Here is an 18682-nt window from a genome sequence, read left to right as displayed (position 1 = left end):
TCGTTTTATTGAGACAGTGTGTCGGTCAGATTGAAGGAGCCTGTATTTAATCAGACATGACTGATTATAATCGGCCACCCTGAGCCGCCGCATTGTATCGGCGGCGAACGTTCCGAGGTCAGAACATGAATAACAAACGCACCCTGTGGCGCCGCACGCGGCTGGCGCCGTTCGCGCTCGCGGCCCTGCTGGCGGTGGGTGGATGCGGAAAGGGCGACGAGGACGCCGCGCCGGAGGCCGCGAAGCAGGCCGCCGTCGTGACGGTGCGCCCGACGGCGGTGCCGATGACCGTCGAACTGCCGGGCCGGCTGGACGCATACCGGCAGGCGGAAGTCCGCGCGCGGGTCGCAGGCATCGTCACCGCGCGCACCTACGAGGAAGGCCAGGAAGTGAAGCAGGGCGCGGTGCTGTTCCGCATCGATCCCGCACCGCTGAAGGCCGCCCGCGACGCCGCGCAGGGCGCGCTCGCGAAGGCGCAGGCCGCCGCGCTCGCGGCGACCGACAAGCGCCGCCGTTACGACGATCTCGTGCGCGATCGCGCGGTGAGCGAGCGCGACCACACCGAGGCCGTCGCGGCCGATACGCAGGCGAAGGCCGAGGTCGCTTCGGCGAAGGCGGAACTCGCACGCGCGCAACTGCAGCTCGACTACGCGACCGTCACCGCGCCGATCGCGGGCCGCGCACGGCGCGCACTCGTGACCGAGGGCGCGCTCGTCGGCCAGGACCAGGCGACGCCGCTGACGACCGTCGAGCAGCTCGATCCGATCTACGTGAACTTCTCGCAGCCGGCCGCCGACGTGGACGCATTGCGTCGCGCGGTGAAGAGCGGGCGCGCGACGGGCATCGCGCAGCACGACATCGCGGTGACGCTGCTGCGCGCGGACGGCACCGCGTATCCGCTGAAGGGCAAGCTGCTGTTCAGCGATCTCGCGGTCGATCCGACCACCGACACCGTCGCGATGCGCGCGCTGTTCCCGAATCCGGAGCGCGAGCTGCTGCCCGGCGCATATGTGCGGATCGCGCTCGACACGGCGGTCGACCAGCGGGCGATCCTCGTGCCGCGCGACGCGCTGCTGCGTACCGCCGACCGTACGTCGGTGCGTGTGGTGGGCGCGAACGGCAAGGTCAAGGACGTCGAGGTCACGGCCGACCAGATGAGCGGCCACGACTGGCGCATCACGCGCGGCCTCGCGGGCGGCGAGCGCGTGATCGTCGACGACGCCGCGCAGTTCGCGCCGGATACCACCGTCAAGCCCGTCGAAAAGGCGCCGCGGTCGAAGGCGGCGCCGGCAGCGGCCGCTTCGCGGGCGGCCGCCCGTCAAACCTGACCGGTTCAAACCAACATGGCACGTTTCTTCATCGATCGCCCCGTCTTCGCGTGGGTGATCGCCATCTTCATCATGCTGGGCGGCCTGTTCGCGATCCGCGCGCTGCCCGTGGCGCAGTACCCGGACATCGCGCCGCCCGTCGTCAGCATCTATGCGGCGTACCCGGGCGCGTCCGCGCAGGTCGTCGAGGAATCGGTGACCGCGCTGATCGAGCGCGAAATGAACGGCGCGCCGGGATTGCTGTATACGTCCGCGACGAGCAGCGCCGGGGCGGCGTCGCTGTACCTGACGTTCAAGCAGGGCGTGAACGCCGATCTCGCGGCCGTCGAAGTGCAGAACCGGCTGAAGACGGTCGATGCGCGCCTGCCCGAGCCCGTGCGCCGCGACGGCATCCAGGTCGAGAAGGCCGCCGACAACATCCAGCTCGTCGTGTCGCTGACGTCCGACGACGGCCGGATGACCGACGTGCAGCTCGGCGAATACGCGTCGGCGAACGTCGTGCAGGCGCTGCGCCGCGTCGAGGGTGTCGGCAAGGTGCAGTTCTGGGGCGCCGAATATGCGATGCGGATCTGGCCCGACCCGGTGAAGCTGGCCGGGCACGGCCTCACCGCGTCGGACATCGCGTCGGCCGTGCGCGCGCACAACGCGCGCGTGACGATCGGCGACATCGGCCGCAGCGCGGTGCCGGACAGCGCGCCGATCGCGGCGACCGTGTTCGCGGACGCGCCGCTGAAGACGCCGGCCGATTTCGGCGCGATCGCGCTGCGCGCGCGGCCGGACGGCTCCGCGCTGTTCCTGCGCGACGTCGCGCGCATCGAATTCGGCGGCAACGACTACAACTATCCGTCGTACGTGAACGGCAAGGTCGCGACCGGGATGGGCATCAAGCTCGCGCCGGGCTCGAACGCGGTGTCCACCGAGAAGCGCGTGCGCGCGACGATGGACGAGCTGTCGAAGTACTTTCCGCCGGGCGTGAAATACCAGATCCCGTACGAGACGTCGTCGTTCGTGCGCGTGTCGATGAACAAGGTCGTCACGACGCTGATCGAGGCCGGCGTGCTGGTGTTCCTGGTGATGTTCCTGTTCATGCAGAACCTGCGCGCGACGCTGATTCCGACGCTCGTCGTGCCGGTCGCGCTCGCGGGCACGTTCGGCGTGATGTACGCGGCCGGCTTCTCGATCAACGTGCTGACGATGTTCGGGATGGTGCTCGCGATCGGCATTCTCGTCGACGACGCGATCGTCGTCGTCGAGAACGTCGAGCGGCTGATGGTCGAGGAAGGGCTCGGGCCGTACGACGCGACCGTCAAGGCGATGCGGCAGATCAGCGGCGCGATTGTCGGGATCACCGTGGTGCTCACGTCGGTGTTCGTGCCGATGGCGTTCTTCGGCGGCGCGGTGGGCAACATCTATCGGCAGTTCGCGCTGTCGCTCGCGGTGTCGATCGGCTTCTCGGCCTTCCTCGCGCTGTCGCTGACGCCCGCGCTGTGCGCGACGCTGCTCAAGCCGGTGTCCGGCGACCATCACGAGAAGCGCGGCTTCTTCGGCGGGTTCAACCGCTTCGTCGCGCGGGCGACGCAGCGCTACGCGGCGCGGGTCGGCGCGATGCTGAAGAAGCCGGTACGCTGGCTCGTCGTGTACGGCGCGCTGACCGCGGCCGCCGCGCTGATGCTCACGCAACTGCCGACCGCGTTCCTGCCGGACGAGGATCAGGGCAACTTCATGGTGATGGTGATCCGCCCGCAAGGCACGCCGCTCGCGGAAACGATGCAGAGCGTGCGCGAAGTCGAGTCGGCCATCCGCCGCGACGAGCCGGCCGCCTATACCTATGCGCTCGGCGGCTTCAACCTCTACGGCGAAGGGCCGAACGGCGGGATGATCTTCGTCACGCTGAAGAACTGGAAGGCGCGCAAGGCCGCGCGCGATCACGTGCAAGCGATCGTCGCGCGCATCAACGAACGCTTCGCGGGCACGCCGAACACGACGGTGTTCGCGATGAACTCGCCGGCGCTGCCCGATCTCGGCTCGTCGAGCGGCTTCGACTTCCGGCTGCAGAACCGCGGCGGGCTCGACTACGCGACGTTCAGCGCCGCGCGCGAGCAACTGCTCGCGGCGGGCGGCAAGGATCGTGCGCTCACCGATCTGATGTTCGCGGGCACGCAGGACGCGCCGCAACTGAAGCTCGACATCGATCGCGCGAAGGCGTCCGCGCTCGGCGTGTCGATGGACGAGATCAACACGACGCTCGCGGTGATGTTCGGCTCCGACTATATCGGCGACTTCATGCACGGCACGCAGGTGCGGCGCGTGATGGTGCAGGCCGACGGGCGGCACCGGCTCGATCCGGACGACGTGAAGAAGCTGCGCGTGCGCAACGCGCGCGGCGAGATGGTGCCGCTCGCGGCGTTCACGACGCTGCACTGGACGCTCGGGCCGCCGCAGCTCACGCGCTACAACGGCTATCCGTCGTTCACGATCAACGGCTCGGCCGCGGCCGGCCACAGCAGCGGCGAGGCGATGAGCGCGATCGAGCGGATCGCCGCGAAACTGCCGGCCGGCATCGGCTATGCGTGGTCGGGGCAGTCGTTCGAGGAGCGGCTGTCGGGCGCGCAGGCGCCGATGCTGTTCGCGCTGTCGGTGCTGGTCGTGTTCCTCGCGCTCGCGGCGCTCTACGAGAGCTGGTCGATTCCGTTCGCGGTGATGCTGGTCGTGCCGCTCGGCGTGATCGGCGCGGTGCTCGGCGTCACGCTGCGCGCGATGCCGAACGACATCTATTTCAAGGTGGGGCTGATCGCGACGATCGGGCTGTCCGCGAAGAACGCGATCCTGATCGTCGAAGTCGCGAAGGATCTCGTCGCGCAGCGCATGTCGCTCGTCGACGCGGCGCTCGAGGCCGCGCGCCTGCGGCTGCGGCCGATCGTGATGACGTCGCTCGCGTTCGGCGTCGGCGTGCTGCCGCTCGCGTTCGCATCGGGCGCCGCGTCCGGCGCGCAGACGGCGATCGGCACCGGCGTGCTCGGCGGCGTGATCACGGCGACCGTGCTCGCGGTGTTTCTCGTCCCGCTGTTTTTCGTGATCGTCGGCCGCCTGTTCGACGTCGGCCCGCGCCGGCGCGGCGGCGCGCAGCCGACGACGATGGAGGGTTCGCAACCATGATGTTCGCGCTGAATGCACGCGCCGCGCGGCGGCTTCCGGCGGCGCTCGCCGCCGCGCTCGCGCTCGCCGGGTGCTCGCTCGCGCCGCGTTACGAACGCCCGGCGGCGCCGGTGCCGGCGACCTATGCGCCGGTCGACGGCAATACGACACCGGCCGGCGCGTCGGCCGCGGCGCAGGATGCGGCGCTGCTCGACGACTGGCATGCGTATTTCACCGATCCGGCGCTGCAGGCGTGGATCGACGCGGCGCTCGCGAACAATCGCGACCTGCGGATCGCGGCCGGCCGGCTCGAGGAAGCGCGCGCGCTGTACGGCGTGCAGCGTGCTGACCTGATGCCGTCGGTTGATGCGAATCTCGGCTATGAACGCGCGCGCCAGTACGATCCGGTCGTGCGCGAAAGCGCGATCAGCGGGCTGTACCGCGCGGGCGTCGGCGTCAGCGCATACGAGCTCGACCTGTTCGGCCGCGTGCGCAACCTGTCCGACGCGGCGCTCGCCGAATATTTCGCGACGGCCGACGCGCAGCGTACGGTCCGCATCGGCGTGATCGCCGAAGTGGCGGGCGCGTACGTTTCCGAACGATCGTTGCACGAGCAACTGGCGCTCGCTCAGCGCACGCTCGATGCGCGCGAGCGGATGGCCGCGCTCACGCAACGCCGCTATGCGGCCGGCACGAGCGACGCGATCGAGCTGCGCTCGGCCGAGATGCTGGTGGCGTCCGCGCGCGCGTCGCAGGCCGCGCTGCGGCGCGAGCATGCGCAGGCCGTACGGGCGCTGCAATTGCTGGCGGGCGACTTCGCGCGCAGCGTGCCCGGCGACGCGACCGCACTCGACGCGCTGTCGATCGCGCCCGTGGCGCCCGGTGCGCCGAGCGCATTGCTCGAACGGCGGCCGGACATCCGGCAGGCCGAGGCACGGCTGAAGGCCGCGAACGCGAACATCGGCGCGGCGCGCGCGGCGTTCTTCCCGCGCATCGCGCTGACGACGGACTACGGCTCGGTGAGCGACGCGTTCTCGAGCCTGTTCGCGGCTGGCACGAGCGTGTGGACGTTCGCGCCGCGCATCACGCTGCCGATTTTCGCGGGCGGCCGCAATCGCGCGAACCTCGACGTCGCCAACGCACGCAAGGACATCGCCGTTGCCGAATACGAGAAGGCGGTGCAGACCGCGTTTCGCGAAGTGGCCGATGCGTTCGCCGCGCGCGACTGGATCGACCGGCAGCTCGCCGCGCAGCAGGATGTATATGAGGCGGACGGCGCGCGGCTGAAGCTGGCGGAGCGTCGCTACGCGGGCGGCGTCGCGACTTATCTCGAACTGCTCGACGCCCAGCGCAGCACGTACGAGTCGGGGCAGGAACAGATCCGGCTCAGGCAGCTCAGGCTCGCGAACGCGATCGCGCTGTACCGTGCGCTCGGCGGCGGCTGGGCGCCGGCAACGGCGGAGGCCGCGGCTTCCGCGTGACGTGCGATTCGTCGCCCGACGCCGCGGCGTGTCGGGCGACTTCACGGCGGCCACGCGCTTCGACGTTCGGCCGCCGCTTCGACAGGGCGTACCGCCCGCCGTGCCGCCGATCGTCGTCGGCGCTTCCTTTCACCGTTCGGCGGACCGTCTCCGCGCTTTTCATTTCGCCCAATCCGGCATGCCAGCCGCGTTCCAGCGGCCGCGCGTGCATGCGGTTTCACGATCGGCAATTGACGATCGAATTAATCAATGCATTGGAATTAATGGCGGCGACAAAGTGTCGCGGTAAAACGTTTGTATGCTTTTCGCAATCGTTTGCGCGATAAATCCATATCGATGGAGTGCCGTCGTTAATTTCCTGTCAGTTGAAAATGGCGCGATATTCGCGTTGCAATATGACAACGGTGGCGGCTTTGGACAATGTTTTGTCTTTTGAATGGCGCTCCCATGCAAACCAATGCAGGCAAGGGCTGGTGGCGCGACAGCGATTATCGGCAAGAAATTCCCTTAATCTTCAACCAGTTCCGAAAAATAAAAAAGGACTGCGGATGAAAATTCGATAATTGAAAATGGAAAGGAAAGAATGCGGGTTTAGAGGGGTAAATCGAACATTGTCAGGCGGATTTGACAATGATTTACAGAAATCTTTCATGGTTATCTCGATAATGCCGCCTCGTGACGGACGGGAGCCACCACACGCTGCCGTTTGCGTCCGCCACGTCATCCATTCCATTTGCACTCCTTACGGGAAACTTCATGAAAAAACCCATCCTGACCGCTGTCGCACTCGCGGCCCTGTCCACCTCGGCCTTCGCGGCGGGCACCGGCACGATCAACTTCACCGGCGAGATCGTCGCGGGCGCATGCGGCATCGACTCGGGCTCGGTCAACCAGACCGTGAACCTCGGCAAGGTGCCGACCAACGTGTTCAAGCAGGCCGGCGACAAGTCCACGCCGACCAACTTCGACATCAAGCTGACCGATTGCGACACCAGCGTCGCGAAGAACGCGTACTTCACGTTCACGGGTACGTCGAGCGCCGGCCAGCCGAAGCTGCTCGCCACGATCGGTTCGGCAACCAATGTCGGCATCCGCCTGCAGGCCGCGTCGGGCGAGTACCTCGACAACGGCGCCGAACAGAAGGCGCCGACGGTGCTGCAGAACGGCACGAACATCGCGCGCTTCGCGGCGATGTACGAAGCGACGGCAGCCGGCGTGACGCCGGGTACCGCGGACGGCGTCGCGAACTTCACGGTCCGCTACCAGTAAGCGTCCGTACCGGAGGAGGGAGGCGTGCATCCCTTCCTCCGTCATCTTTCCCCCGTTTTCCTTCTCCCTGGACTCCCGGTAGCGCCGCGTGCGAATCAGACATTCCTTCCTTTGCGTCTCCGTGCTGGTCGTCGGCAGCCAGAGCCAGGCGACGGAATTCAATTCGTCGTTCCTCGACATCGGCGGTACGAACAACGTCGACCTGTCGCAGTTCTCGCAGCCCGACTTCACGTTGCCGGGCGAATACATGCTCGACGTGCAGGTCAACGACCTGTTCTACGGGCTGCAATCGATCGAGTTCATCGCGCTCGACGCATCAGGCGCGGGCAAGCCGTGCCTGCGGCCGGAGCTCGTCGCGCAGTTCGGGCTGAAGCCGTCGCTCGTGAAGGATCTGCCGCGCTTCCAGGGTGGGCGTTGCGTCGACCTCGGCGCGATCGAGGGCGCGACCGTGCGTTACCTGAAAAGCGACGGGCGGCTCAAGATCACGATTCCGCAGGCGGCGCTCGAGTTCACCGATTCGACCTACCTGCCGCCGGCGCGCTGGTCCGAAGGCATTCCGGGTGCGATGCTCGACTATCGCGTGATCGCGAACACGAACCGCAACTTCGGCTCGGGCGGCGGCCAGACGAATTCGATCCAGGCGTACGGGACGGTCGGCGCGAACTGGGATGCGTGGCGCTTTCGCGGCGACTACCAGGCGCAATCGAACGTAGGGAATACCGCGTACGCGGACCGCACGTTCCGCTTCAGCCGGCTGTATGCCTTTCGCGCGCTGCCGTCGATCGAATCGACGGTGACGTTCGGCGACGACTACCTGAGCTCCGACATTTTCGACACGTTCGCGCTGACGGGTGCGTCGATCCGCAGCGACGACCGCATGCTGCCGCCGTCGCTGCGCGGCTATGCGCCGCTGATCTCGGGCGTCGCGCGCACCAACGCGACCGTGACGGTGTCGCAGGCCGGCCGCGTGCTGTACGTGACGCGCGTGTCGCCGGGCGCGTTCGCGCTGCAGAACATCAATACGAGCGTGCAGGGCACGCTCGACGTGGCGGTCGAGGAAGAGGACGGCAGCGTGCAGCGCTTCCAGGTGACGACGGCCGCCGTGCCGTTCCTCGCGCGCACCGGGCAGTTGCGCTACAAGGCCGCGGTCGGCAAGCCGCGCCTGTTCGGCGGCGCCGGCATCGCGCCGTTCTTCGGCTTCGGCGAGATCGCGTACGGGCTGCCGTTCGACATCACCGCCTATGGCGGTTTCATCGCCGCGTCGGGCTACACGTCGGTCGCGCTCGGCGTCGGCCGCGATTTCGGCGCGTTCGGCGCGGTGTCGGCCGACGTCACGCATGCTCGGGCGCGCCTGTGGTGGAACGGCGCGACACGCAACGGCAACTCGTATCGCGTCAACTATTCGAAGCACTTCGACGGGCTCGATGCCGACGTGCGCTTTTTCGGCTACCGCTTCTCCGAGCGCGAGTACACGAACTTCGCGCAATTCTCGGGCGATCCGACCGCGTACGGCCTCGCCAACAGCAAGCAGCGCTATTCGGCGACGCTGTCGAAGCGCTTCGGCGACACGTCGACCTATTTCTCGTACGACCAGACGACCTACTGGGCGCGCGCATCCGAGCAGCGGGTCGGCCTGACGCTCACGCGTGCGTTCTCGATCGGCACGCTGCGCAACCTGAACGTCAGCGTGTCGGCATTTCGCACGCAGAGCGCGGGCGCGAGCGGCAATCAGTTCTCGGTCACCGCGACGCTGCCGATCGGCGGCCGCCACACCGTCACGTCGAACCTGACGACGGGCAGCGGCAGCACCAGCGTGAACGCCGGCTACATCTACGACGATCCGGCCGGCCGCACGTATCAGGTCAATGCGGGCGAGACCGACGGGCGTGCATCGGCGAACGCGAGCTTCCGCCAGCGCACGTCGGCGTACCAGCTCACCGCGCAGGCATCGACGCTCGCCAATGCGTATGCGGCCGCGTCGCTCGAGGTCGACGGCTCGTTCGTCGCGACGCAGTACGGCGTGTCCGCGCACGCGAACGGCAATGCGGGCGATACGCGGCTGCTGGTGTCGACCGACGGCGTGCCCGACGTGCCGCTGTCGGGCACGCTTGCGCATACCGATTCGCGCGGCTACGCGGTGCTCGACGGCATCTCGCCGTACAACGTGTACGACGCGACCGTCAACGTCGAGAAGCTGCCGCTCGAAGTGCAGGTGACGAACCCGATCCAGCGCATGGTGCTGACCGACGGCGCGATCGGCTTCGTCGAATTCTCCACCGCGCGCGGCAGCAATCTGTACCTGACGCTGACCGACCCGGCCGGCAAGCCGCTGCCGTTCGGCGCGTCGGTGCAGGACGCGGCGAACGGCAAGGAACTCGGCATCGTCGGCGAGGGCGGTGCGGCGTTCCTGACCCAGGTTCAGCCGAAATCCACGCTGGCGGTGCGGGCGGGCGAACGGACGCTCTGCACGATCGACGCACTGCCGAGCCAGCTCCAACTCGAAGGCACGCCGATTCCGGTGACGTGCCGGACGTCCGGCGAGTCGCATGCGGCGGCCGCGCGCGTCGAACGATGATTTCACGGATCCAGCGATGAACAATTCCTTTGCCCTTTCTTTCCCGCGGCGCGCGCTGTGCGCGCTCGCGACCGCCGGCGCGCTGCTCGCGGGCGCCGCCCATGCGGCGATCGTGCCCGATCGCACGCGCGTGATCTTCAACGAAGGCGAACAGGCCGCGATCGTGACGATCACCAACAAGAGCACGACGTATCCGTATCTCGTGCAGTCGTGGCTGGAGGACGCGAAGGGCAACAGGGTCACGTCGCCGCTGATGGTCGTGCCGCCGCTGCAGCGCATCGAGGCGAACGAGCGCAACGTGCTGCGAATCGCGAAGCTGCCGGGCGCCGAGCTGCCGGCCGATCGCGAAACGGTGTTCTATCTGAACATCCGCGAAGTGCCGCCGAAGACCGACACGCCGAACACGCTGCAGATCGCGCTGCATACGCAGATGAAGCTGTTCTACCGGCCGAAGGCCGTGCAGCCCGCCCGCGACGAGGACTGGACGCTGCCGATGACGCTGCGCGTCGACGCGGCCGCGCACAGGCTGGTGTTCGACAACCCGACGCCGTACCACGTGACGGTCGTCGACGTGAGCGCGGGCGCGCAGAAGACGCCGGTGCCGATCGACCCGGTGATGGTGAGCCCGATGAGCACGGCCGACGTGCCGTTCAAGGCGGCGACGCCGTCGACGCTGTTCGTCACGCATATCGACGATTACGGTGGCCAGGTGGCGGTCGAATATGCGTGCGACGCGGGTGTGTGCAAGAGCGTGAAGCGATGAGCGGGGGCATGCGTCAACGGGTGTCGCCGGCGGCATGGTTGCGCTGGGTCGTCCTCGCGCTGCTGGTCGCGGCGGTGCAGCCGGCGTGGGCGCTGCGCTGCCTGACCAACAGCGGCGCGACTTCGTTGACCGAGCCGATCGGCGGCGTGGCGTCGTACCCGACCGATGCGCCGGACGGCTATGTGATCTGGGTGTCGCCGGTGCGCACGACGTCGGGGTATTGCTACAAGGATCTGGGTGACGCCGGCAGCCTGAAGGTCGTCGACAACATTTACTTCTACGCGAATCCGAATCGCACGGACCCTGCCGCATGGGGGCTCGAGATCGGCATCCGCTACAAGGGCGTCGATTATTTCGACAAGACCAGCAATCGCGGCGGCGGGGTGTTTACCGGGTATGCGGTGCCGCCGTGCAGCCGGTACGACTTCGATCGGGGCCGTTGCCAGCGCACGAACATCAGCATCGACTACCAGGTCGTCGTGCGCAAGAAGGGCAACTGGATCCAGCCGCCGAGCGATATCTATACGGTGTTCCAGTTCGACGGCGAGTTCGGACTGAATGCGTTCGGCACGAGCTTCCAGTACCGCCTGAGCGGCCTGCGCAACCTCAAGCCGACGCCGTGCTTCGTCGACGTGCTCGTGACGCCCGAACCGGGCATCGTCAATTTCGGACAGGTGCAGGCGGCGGGTAGCGGCTTCCTGCCGGCGGTGCCGCGCAAGCGGTTCTCGTTGTCGTTGACCAAGAAGTGCAACGTCGCGGTGCGGGTGGACGGGTATTTCGAAACGAGTTTTCCGGTCCAGAACGGTTTGCTGGTGCCGGCGAAGGACAGCAATTTCGGGATCGGCATCGAGGACAGCCAGGGCAGGGCCATTCCGTTCAACCAGCAGTTCACGCTGGCTCAGTTCGCGTCCAACGTGATGAATCAGAGCGTGTTGATGGACGCGGTGCTGAAGTCGTTCGGTCCGCCGAAGATCGGACGATTCGACGCGACGGCGACGATTCGGTTGTTTATCTACTGACGGCGGACGGCGGCGGGCACGGCCGAAGCGGCGGCACGCGGATCAAGGGAAACGGCGGCGTGTCGGCGTTTTTTCAAACTCGCCGCCAGATGGTGCGGCCGGATGCGTCCCATCCGTCAAAACATGGATTCCGTCGATTGTTCAGACAAATCCCGACAACCGGAAGGGTCATCCTGTAATCGGATTGAGAATGATTTGCGTTTACGTTAAATTGCGCTATCTCGGAATTTGACGGAGCAGATCGATGGCGATGGCGGAAGTGCTCGACCGACCGGCGGCGGCAGCGGCGAACCCGTTCCTCGGCAGTTATCCGGACCTGCCGCCGCGCGCCGCGCCGCGTGCGCGCCGGGCGGCCGAGCCCCGTGCGCAGGGCGCGCTGCTCGACGTGCTGATCTCGCATCGCGCGATGCTCGTCAACGTCGCGCGCGGCTTCGTCGGCTGCGCGAGCCGCGCGGAGGACGTCGTGCACGACGTGTTCGTGAAGCTCGTCGAATTCCCGAACCAGGACGCGGTGCGTCAGCCGGTCGCGTACGTGACGCGGATGGTGCGCAATGCGTCGATCGACGCGTGCCGTCGGCAAAGCCTCGAAAACATCTATCACACGGAAGAGGACGACGGCTTCGACGTGCCGTCGCCCGAGCCGACGCCGGAAGCCGCGCTGATGACGCGCGACACGCTGCGGCGCGTGTGGGCCGCGCTCGACGACCTGCCGGCGCGCAGCCGGGCCGCATTCGAGATGGTGCGGCTGCGCGAGGAGACGCTGCAGACCGCGGCGCGCGCGCTGAACGTGTCGCAGACGCTCGTGCATTTCATGGTGCGCGACGCGGAGCGCCACTGCGCGGAATGCCTTGACGCGTGCCATCGCGGCGTCGCCTGCCCGGTGTTCCTGGGCGGCCGCGCGCGGCGGCGGTAAAAAAACGCGCCGGCCAACCGTCTATCAGACAGGAGCGGCCCAATTCGCCGCTCCGCCTCCTTCAACCGCCCAGCGATTTCCGATCATGACGCAAGCCCCGACGCCTTCCGCCGACACCGACGATCTCGTCTATACGGTCGTCATCAACGACGAAGAACAGTATTCGATCTGGCCGACGTTCCGGCCCGTGCCGGCCGGCTGGCGCGAAGTGGGCGTGAGCGGCCCGAAGGCTGACTGTCTCGCGCACATCGAGACCGTCTGGACCGACATGCGCCCCGCGAGCCTGCGCCGCGCGATGGACGGCGAGCGCGCGACGCGCGCGTCGTGACCCGTTGCGCCGCATGCGCGGCGCGCCACCTGAAGAGGACGTTGCATGACCCTGCTTTCGTTGCCGACGCTCGACGACCTGCGTATCGAGCCGGGACTGCCCACCGTCGTGTCGCCGCGCGGCAACGACGGGATGTCGATCGACGAGGTCGCGCCGCTCGCGCGCGAGATCGCGGCCGACACGCTCGAGAGGGCGGGCGGCGTGCTGTTCACGGGCTTTCGCGTGCCGTCGATCGACGCATTCCAGCAATTCGCGGCCTCGTTCGGCGATCCGCTGATCGGCTATGAATACGCGTCGACGCCGCGCAGCCAGGTCGAGGGCGCGGTCTACACGTCGACCGAATACCCGCCGCACCGCGCGATTCCGCTGCACAACGAGCAGTCGTACACGCGCGAATGGCCGCTGCGCATCTGGTTCCACTGCGCGCTCGCCGCGCCGAAGGGCGGGGCGACGCCGATCGCGGACAGCCGCGCCGTGTATCGCGCGCTCGATCCCGCGCTCGTCGCGCGCTTCGAGAAGCGCGAGCTGCTGTACGTGCGCAATTTCGGGCAGGGCCTCGACCTGCCGTGGCAGCAGTCGTTCGGCACCGACGAGCCGGCCGAGGTCGAGCGGATGTGCGCGGCGCGCGGGATCGAATGCGCATGGCGCACCGACGACGACGGCGAATTGCTGCTGCGCACACGCGAACGCTGTCAGGCCGTCGCGCGTCATCCGCGCACGGGCGATCGCGTATGGTTCAACCAGGCGAACCTGTTTCACCTGTCGGCGCTCGACGACGACATGCAGGAAGCGCTCGTCGACGCGGTCGGGCTGGAGAACGTGCCGCGCAACGTGTATTACGGCGACGGCGAACCGCTCGAGGCCGACGTGCTCGCGCAGATCCGCGGCGTGCTCGACCAGCAGCGCATCGTGTTCCCGTGGCGCACCGGCGACGTGCTGATGCTCGACAACATGCTGACCGCGCATGCGCGCGACCCGTTCGAGGGGCCGCGCAAGGTCGTCGTCGCGATGGCGCAGAGTTATACGGTCCCGCGCGACCGAACGGAGGATTGATGACGCGTAGTACCGCCGCGCTTGCCGCGCGCGGGCTGTCGGTGGGATATCGCGACCATGTCGTGATCGACGGGCTGGACCTGTCGATCGCGGCCGGCCGCGTAACCGCGCTGTGCGGACCGAACGGCTGCGGCAAGAGCACGCTGCTGCGCACGCTGGCGGGCCTGCAGCCCGCGCGTGCCGGCCATGTCGAAGTGAACGGCCGGCCGCTCGCGTCGTTTCGCCGCCGCGCGCTCGCGCGCGAGCTGACGATGCTCGCGCAGTTCAACCAGATTCCGTCGGGCCTCACGGTGCGCGAGCTCGTCGCGTACGGGCGCTATGCGTACGGCGGCTTCCTGCGCGGCCTGTCGCGGGCCGATCATGCGGCGATCGACGAGGCGCTCGACACGAGCGGCCTCGCGGGCGACGCGGAGCGCGACGTCGGCGCGCTGTCGGGCGGCGAACGCCAGCGCGCGTGGATCGCGATGGCGCTCGCGCAGCAGGCGCCGATCGTGCTGCTCGACGAACCGACGACCTACCTCGACATCCATCACCAGCTCGACATCCTCGATGCGCTGCGTGCGCTGAACCGCGCGCGCGGGCTGACGATCGTGTGGGTGCTGCACGACCTGAACCAGGCGGCCGCGTACAGCGACGAGATCGTGCTGATGCGCGCGGGTCGCCTCGTCGCGCAGGGCACACCCGACGCGATGCTCGATCCGGCGCGGCTGCGTGCGGCGTTCGGCGTCGAGATGCTGAAGCTCGCGCATCCGCAGACGGGCGCGCCGATGTGCGTGCCGGCCTACGGGCCGTCGACCGACGGCGCGCCGCAGGCGGCCGGCGTTTTCGACCGGGATCTCGCGGTATGACGACGTTCGCGATGCGCAAGCGCCTCGCGGCGACGGGCAAGCGGGCGACCGCAGGGCGGGCCGGCGCGATTGCGCTCGGCCTCGTCGTGCTGATCGCGCTGCTCGCCGCGCTACGGATCGCCCCCGATCTGCGCGTGTGGTGGGACGCGGCGCCCGGCAGCGATGCCGCCGCGCTCGCGCACGTGTTCCTGTTCGACCTGAATCTGCCGCGCGTCGCGGCCGCGCTCGTCGCGGGCGGCTGCCTCGGCATCGCCGGCGCGTTGTTTCAATCGCTCACGCGCAATCCGCTCGCGTCGCCCGACCTGCTCGGCGTGACGGGCGGCGCCCAGCTCGGCCTGCTCGCGGCGATGCTGGTGCCGGCGTTGGCCGGTGTCGCGTCGGTGCCGCTGCTGTTCGTCTGCGGGCTCGCTGCCGCCGCGTGCGCAATCGTCGCGGCGGGCGGCTGGCGCGCGACGCCGTTGCGGCTCGTGCTCGCGGGCAGCGTGTGCATGCTGCTGTTTGCCGCGCTGTCGACGCTCGTGCTTGCGTTCTTCGAGCAGAACATCGCGGGCGCCGCGCTGTGGACCAACGGCAGCCTGTACCAGCCGGGCGCGACGGGCCTCGCGCTCGCCGCGCGCTGGCTCGTCGTGCCGCTCGCCGCGCTGCCGTTCGTGATCCGGCCGCTGAATCCGCTCACGCTCGGCGACGACGCGGCGGCCGCGGCCGGCGTGCGCGTCGATGCGACGCGGCTCGCCGCGACGATCGTCGCGGTCGCGTTCACGAGCGTGGCCGTCAGCATCGCGGGCCCGCTGTCGTACGTCGGCCTCGTCGCGCCGAATCTGCTGCGCCAGGTCCGCGGCGCGCGTGCGGCGCGGCTCGGCGTGCTGGTGCCGCTGTCGGCGCTCGCCGGCGGCGCGCTCGTGCTCGTCACCGACAGCGCGGTGCTCGCGTCGGGCCTCGACGCAACGCTGTCGACCGGCGTCGCGATCGCGCTGGTCGGCACGCCGCTGATGCTCGCGATGATCCGGCGCGGCGCCGCGTGGTCGGGCGTGCTGCACGCGGATGCCGAACGCGCGGCGGGCGGCGGCGCGACGCGGCTCGTCGGCTGGCTCGAACGGCTCGGCTGGCCGCTGCGCACCGCGCTGTTCGTCGTGGCGGGCGTACTGGCGGTCTTCGTCGGCGTGTCGGCCGGCCCCGAGTGGCTGTCGCCCGCGCGCTGGTCGGCCGCGCTGTCCGGTCACGATGCGCTCGCGCGCATGCTGATCGACCTGCGCATGCCGCGCCTGCTGTGCGCGCTGCTCGCCGGCGCGTTGCTGGCCGTCAGCGGCGTCGCGATGCAGAGCGTCGTACGCAATCCGCTCGCGGGCCCCGAAGTGCTCGGCGTCACGCAGGGCGCGGGGCTCGTCACGCTGTTCGCGCTGTCGACGTGGCCGCTGATGGGCCATGTGACGCTTGCCGCCGCCGCGCTGGTCGGCGGCGGGCTGTCGCTCGCGATTACGCTCGCGCTGAATCACCGGCATCGCTACGCGCCGCTCGCGGTTGCGCTGACCGGCATCGTGATCGGCGCATTGTGGACCACGCTCGCGCAATGGCTGATCACGCAGGAAAGCGTGCAGCCCGCGCGCTTCGTCGTGTGGCTCGTCGGCGGCACGTATGGCCGCAGTTGGGGCGAGGTGTCGATGCTGCTGCCGTGGTGCGTGCTCGCGGTGCCGGTGTTCGCGTGGCTCGCGAAGCCGCTCGACATGCTCGCGCTCGGCGACGATCAGGCGGCCGCGCTCGGCCTGCCGGTGGCCGCGCTGCGGCCGCTCGCGCTGACGATCGCGACGCTCGCCGCGTGCGCGGCCGTCGCGGCGGTCGGGCCGGTCGGCTTCATCGGGCTGATGGCGCCGCACGTCGCGACGATGCTCGGCGCGCGCCGGCATCGCACACGGCTGTGGCTCGCGGCGGCGTGCGGTGCGCTGATCCTCGGCGTCGCGGATCTCGCGGCGCGCACGGTCGTCGCGCCGCGCGAAGTGCCGGCCGGCGTGCTGACCGCGCTGATCGGCGCGCCGTACCTGCTCGGGCTGCTGATTCTCGAGGGGCGCCGCGCCCGGCGCGCGGGGCGATGACGCCCGCGCTCGACGGTGCGCGCGCCACGCGCTTTTCGGTGTTCGCGCCGCAACCGTTCGCCGAACATCTCGACGTCGTCTGGCTCGGCATGCCCGACGATGCACACGTGCATGCGCCGGGCCGTATCGTCGTGCCCGTCGCCGAATTGCCCGCGCATCGCGACGCCGTGCTCGCCGCGATGGTCGACCATTACGGCGGTGATCCCGCGCAGCATGCGCGCGCGCTGATGTCGCAATGGAGCAAATACTATTTCGGCCGCGCGGCGCCGGCCGGCGTCGTCGCCGCGCTGACGCTCGGCCGGCCGCTCGACATGACGCCCGAGCGCACGTTCGTCGCGCTCGACGACGGGATGCCGGCCGCGCTGTATTTCGCGAACGATGCGCTCGGCGCGCCGTGCGACGAACCGGAGCCGCGCTATGCGGGGCTCATCGCGCATCTCGGCGCGGTGATCGAGCGGCTCGCGGCGATGGGCCGCGTCACGCCGCGCGTGCTGTGGAGCAACGCGGGCAATCTGCTCGATTATCTGCTCGATACGTATCGTTCGCTGCCGTGCGCGGTGGATCCCGTCCGCGATGCGGACTGGCTGTTCGGTTCGACCTGCGTGCGCGGCGAACCGAATCCGCTGCGCCAGCCCGTGCGCGATGCGGTGCCGCGCTCGCCGCTGCTGCCGACGCCGTTTCGCGCGCGCCGCGTGTGCTGCCTGCGCTACGAAATTCCTGGAGAAACGCAACTGTGTGGAAGCTGCCCCCTGCTACTGACGATGGACGACGCGGCGCTGGCCGAGCAGGACGCGTGCCGGTGACGCACGCCGGCCGCCGTCACGCGCTCGGCACGCTCGCGGCGGCACTCGGCGCCGCATGCTGCGGCGCGTTTTCCGCATCGGCCGCTGCGGCTTCCGTCGCCGGCGATGCACGTGGTACACAGGGCGCCGTGTCGCTGGCCGGCAATCCCGTCGTGTCGCAGGCCAGCACGAAGATGCCCGTGCGGCCGCAGCGCGTGGTCGCGCTCGACTTCATGTTCGCGGAAAGCGTGATCGCGCTCGACCTCGTGCCGGTCGGGATGGCCGATACCGCGTTCTACCCGGGCTGGCTCGGCTATCGCAGCGAGCAGCTCGCGCACGTGACCGACATCGGCTCGCGGCAGGAGCCGGGGCTCGAGGCGATCGCGGCGGTCAAGCCGGACCTGATCATCGGCGTCGGTTTCCGGCATGCGCCGATCTTCGATGCGCTCGACCGGATCGCACCGACGATCCTGTTCCAGTTCAGCCCGAACGTGTCCGAAGGCGGCGTGCCCGTCACGCAGCTCGACTGGATGCGCCAGATCTTCCGGACGATCGGTGCGGTCACGGGCCGCGACGCGCGCGCGCAGGCGGTCGAAGCGCAACTCGATGCCGGCATCGCGCGCAATGCGGCGCGGCTCGCGGCCGCGGGCCGCCACGGCGAGCGCGTCGCGCTGCTGCAGGATCTCGGCCTGCCCGACCGTTACTGGGCCTATACGGGCAACAGCACGTCGGCGGGCCTCGCGCGCGCGCTCGGGCTCGATCCGTGGCCGAAGAAGCCGACGCGGGAAGGCACGCTGTACGTGACGTCGGCCGATCTGCTGCGGCAGCGCGACCTGGCCGTGCTGTTCGTGACCGCGTCGGGGGTGGACGTGCCACTGTCGGCGAAACTCGATTCGCCGGTGTGGCGTTTCGTGCCCGCGCTGAAGGCGCACCGGATCGCGCTGATCGAGCGCAACATCTGGGGGTTCGGCGGCCCGATGTCGGCGCTGAAGCTGGCCGACGTGATGACCGATACGATGCTGAAGCTGCCGGCCGTGCGTTGAGCGCGCGGCGCGCGTCGAGCCGCGGACGATGCTGCGTTTGACGGGCAGGGCGTTGCGA

14 protein-coding genes are annotated in these 18682 nt (G+C 69.0%); all 14 read left to right on the top strand.

The genetic code is table 11. From position 1 onward, the window contains the following. Nucleotides 1–125: 125 nt before the first annotated feature. Complete coding sequence (locus KPB06_RS16595) at nt 126–1328, top strand: MexX/AxyX family multidrug efflux RND transporter periplasmic adaptor subunit (RefSeq protein ID WP_099316382.1); 1203 nt, start codon at nt 126–128, stop codon at nt 1326–1328. Between the two features lie 15 nt (nt 1329–1343). Continuing rightward, nucleotides 1344–4484 (top strand): multidrug efflux RND transporter permease subunit, encoded by a 3141-nt coding sequence (locus KPB06_RS16590; protein WP_059584118.1) that lies wholly within the window; start codon nt 1344–1346, stop codon nt 4482–4484. Further along, nucleotides 4484–5944, top strand: a complete 1461-nt coding sequence (locus KPB06_RS16585; protein ID WP_104012252.1) for an efflux transporter outer membrane subunit — start codon at nt 4484–4486, stop codon at nt 5942–5944. The genes KPB06_RS16590 and KPB06_RS16585 overlap by 1 nt, the downstream gene beginning before the upstream one ends. Before the next feature lie 756 nt (nt 5945–6700). After that, nucleotides 6701–7213: a fimbrial protein gene (locus tag KPB06_RS16580; RefSeq protein WP_099316384.1), complete on the top strand. Its 513-nt coding sequence runs from the start codon at nt 6701–6703 to the stop codon at nt 7211–7213. Between the two features lie 88 nt (nt 7214–7301). Continuing rightward, nucleotides 7302–9788, top strand: coding sequence for a fimbria/pilus outer membrane usher protein (locus tag KPB06_RS16575; RefSeq protein WP_456151267.1), 2487 nt, complete (start codon nt 7302–7304; stop codon nt 9786–9788). Between the two features lie 16 nt (nt 9789–9804). Further along, nucleotides 9805–10551 carry a fimbrial biogenesis chaperone gene (locus tag KPB06_RS16570; RefSeq protein ID WP_099316629.1) on the top strand — a complete coding sequence of 249 codons (747 nt, stop codon included), beginning with the start codon at nt 9805–9807 and terminating at the stop codon, nt 10549–10551. After that, nucleotides 10548–11570, top strand: a complete 1023-nt coding sequence (locus KPB06_RS16565) for a fimbrial protein (RefSeq protein ID WP_104012159.1) — start codon at nt 10548–10550, stop codon at nt 11568–11570. Before KPB06_RS16570 ends, KPB06_RS16565 begins: the two co-directional genes overlap by 4 nt. Before the next feature lie 244 nt (nt 11571–11814). Next, nucleotides 11815–12483 (top strand): RNA polymerase factor sigma-70, encoded by a 669-nt coding sequence (locus KPB06_RS16560; protein ID WP_059584111.1) that lies wholly within the window; start codon nt 11815–11817, stop codon nt 12481–12483. A gap of 85 nt (nt 12484–12568) precedes the next feature. After that, entirely contained in the window at nt 12569–12811 is a 243-nt protein-coding gene (locus KPB06_RS16555; RefSeq protein WP_006476052.1) for an MbtH family protein, read from the top strand. Nucleotides 12812–12856: 45 nt separating this feature from the next. Next, nucleotides 12857–13864, top strand: coding sequence for a TauD/TfdA family dioxygenase (locus tag KPB06_RS16550; protein ID WP_059584109.1), 1008 nt, complete (start codon nt 12857–12859; stop codon nt 13862–13864). After that, nucleotides 13864–14712 (top strand): ABC transporter ATP-binding protein, encoded by an 849-nt coding sequence (locus KPB06_RS16545; RefSeq protein ID WP_059584107.1) that lies wholly within the window; start codon nt 13864–13866, stop codon nt 14710–14712. The genes KPB06_RS16550 and KPB06_RS16545 overlap by 1 nt, the downstream gene beginning before the upstream one ends. Further along, the gene (gene fhuB / locus KPB06_RS16540) at nt 14709–16799 is read left to right on the top strand and encodes a Fe(3+)-hydroxamate ABC transporter permease FhuB (protein ID WP_104012158.1); all 2091 of its coding nucleotides are present in this window, start codon (nt 14709–14711) and stop codon (nt 16797–16799) included. The genes KPB06_RS16545 and fhuB overlap by 4 nt, the downstream gene beginning before the upstream one ends. Next, the gene (fhuF, locus tag KPB06_RS16535) at nt 16796–17602 is read left to right on the top strand and encodes a siderophore-iron reductase FhuF (RefSeq protein ID WP_104012157.1); all 807 of its coding nucleotides are present in this window, start codon (nt 16796–16798) and stop codon (nt 17600–17602) included. Before fhuB ends, fhuF begins: the two co-directional genes overlap by 4 nt. Then, nucleotides 17599–18624 (top strand): ABC transporter substrate-binding protein, encoded by a 1026-nt coding sequence (locus KPB06_RS16530; protein WP_104012251.1) that lies wholly within the window; start codon nt 17599–17601, stop codon nt 18622–18624. The genes fhuF and KPB06_RS16530 overlap by 4 nt, the downstream gene beginning before the upstream one ends. The last annotated feature ends 58 nt before the right edge of the window (nt 18625–18682 follow it).

It is taken from the genome of Burkholderia semiarida (assembly GCF_029268935.1).
GTDB classification, from domain to species: domain Bacteria; phylum Pseudomonadota; class Gammaproteobacteria; order Burkholderiales; family Burkholderiaceae; genus Burkholderia; species Burkholderia semiarida.
This window is presented reverse-complemented; position numbering and strand designations above follow the sequence as displayed.

Excerpts from the sequence above, each read along its gene's own strand:
- KPB06_RS16595 (WP_099316382.1), top strand. The coding sequence starts at position 126 with ATGAATAACAAACGCACCCTGTGGCGCCGCACGCGGCTGGCGCCGTTC.
- KPB06_RS16590 (WP_059584118.1), top strand. The coding sequence starts at position 1,344 with ATGGCACGTTTCTTCATCGATCGCCCCGTCTTCGCGTGGGTGATCGCC.
- KPB06_RS16585 (WP_104012252.1), top strand. The coding sequence starts at position 4,484 with ATGTTCGCGCTGAATGCACGCGCCGCGCGGCGGCTTCCGGCGGCGCTC.
- KPB06_RS16580 (WP_099316384.1), top strand. The coding sequence starts at position 6,701 with ATGAAAAAACCCATCCTGACCGCTGTCGCACTCGCGGCCCTGTCCACC.
- KPB06_RS16570 (WP_099316629.1), top strand. The coding sequence starts at position 9,805 with ATGAACAATTCCTTTGCCCTTTCTTTCCCGCGGCGCGCGCTGTGCGCG.
- KPB06_RS16565 (WP_104012159.1), top strand. The coding sequence starts at position 10,548 with ATGAGCGGGGGCATGCGTCAACGGGTGTCGCCGGCGGCATGGTTGCGC.
- KPB06_RS16560 (WP_059584111.1), top strand. The coding sequence starts at position 11,815 with ATGGCGATGGCGGAAGTGCTCGACCGACCGGCGGCGGCAGCGGCGAAC.
- KPB06_RS16555 (WP_006476052.1), top strand. The coding sequence starts at position 12,569 with ATGACGCAAGCCCCGACGCCTTCCGCCGACACCGACGATCTCGTCTAT.
- KPB06_RS16550 (WP_059584109.1), top strand. The coding sequence starts at position 12,857 with ATGACCCTGCTTTCGTTGCCGACGCTCGACGACCTGCGTATCGAGCCG.
- KPB06_RS16545 (WP_059584107.1), top strand. The coding sequence starts at position 13,864 with ATGACGCGTAGTACCGCCGCGCTTGCCGCGCGCGGGCTGTCGGTGGGA.
- fhuB (WP_104012158.1), top strand. The coding sequence starts at position 14,709 with ATGACGACGTTCGCGATGCGCAAGCGCCTCGCGGCGACGGGCAAGCGG.
- fhuF (WP_104012157.1), top strand. The coding sequence starts at position 16,796 with ATGACGCCCGCGCTCGACGGTGCGCGCGCCACGCGCTTTTCGGTGTTC.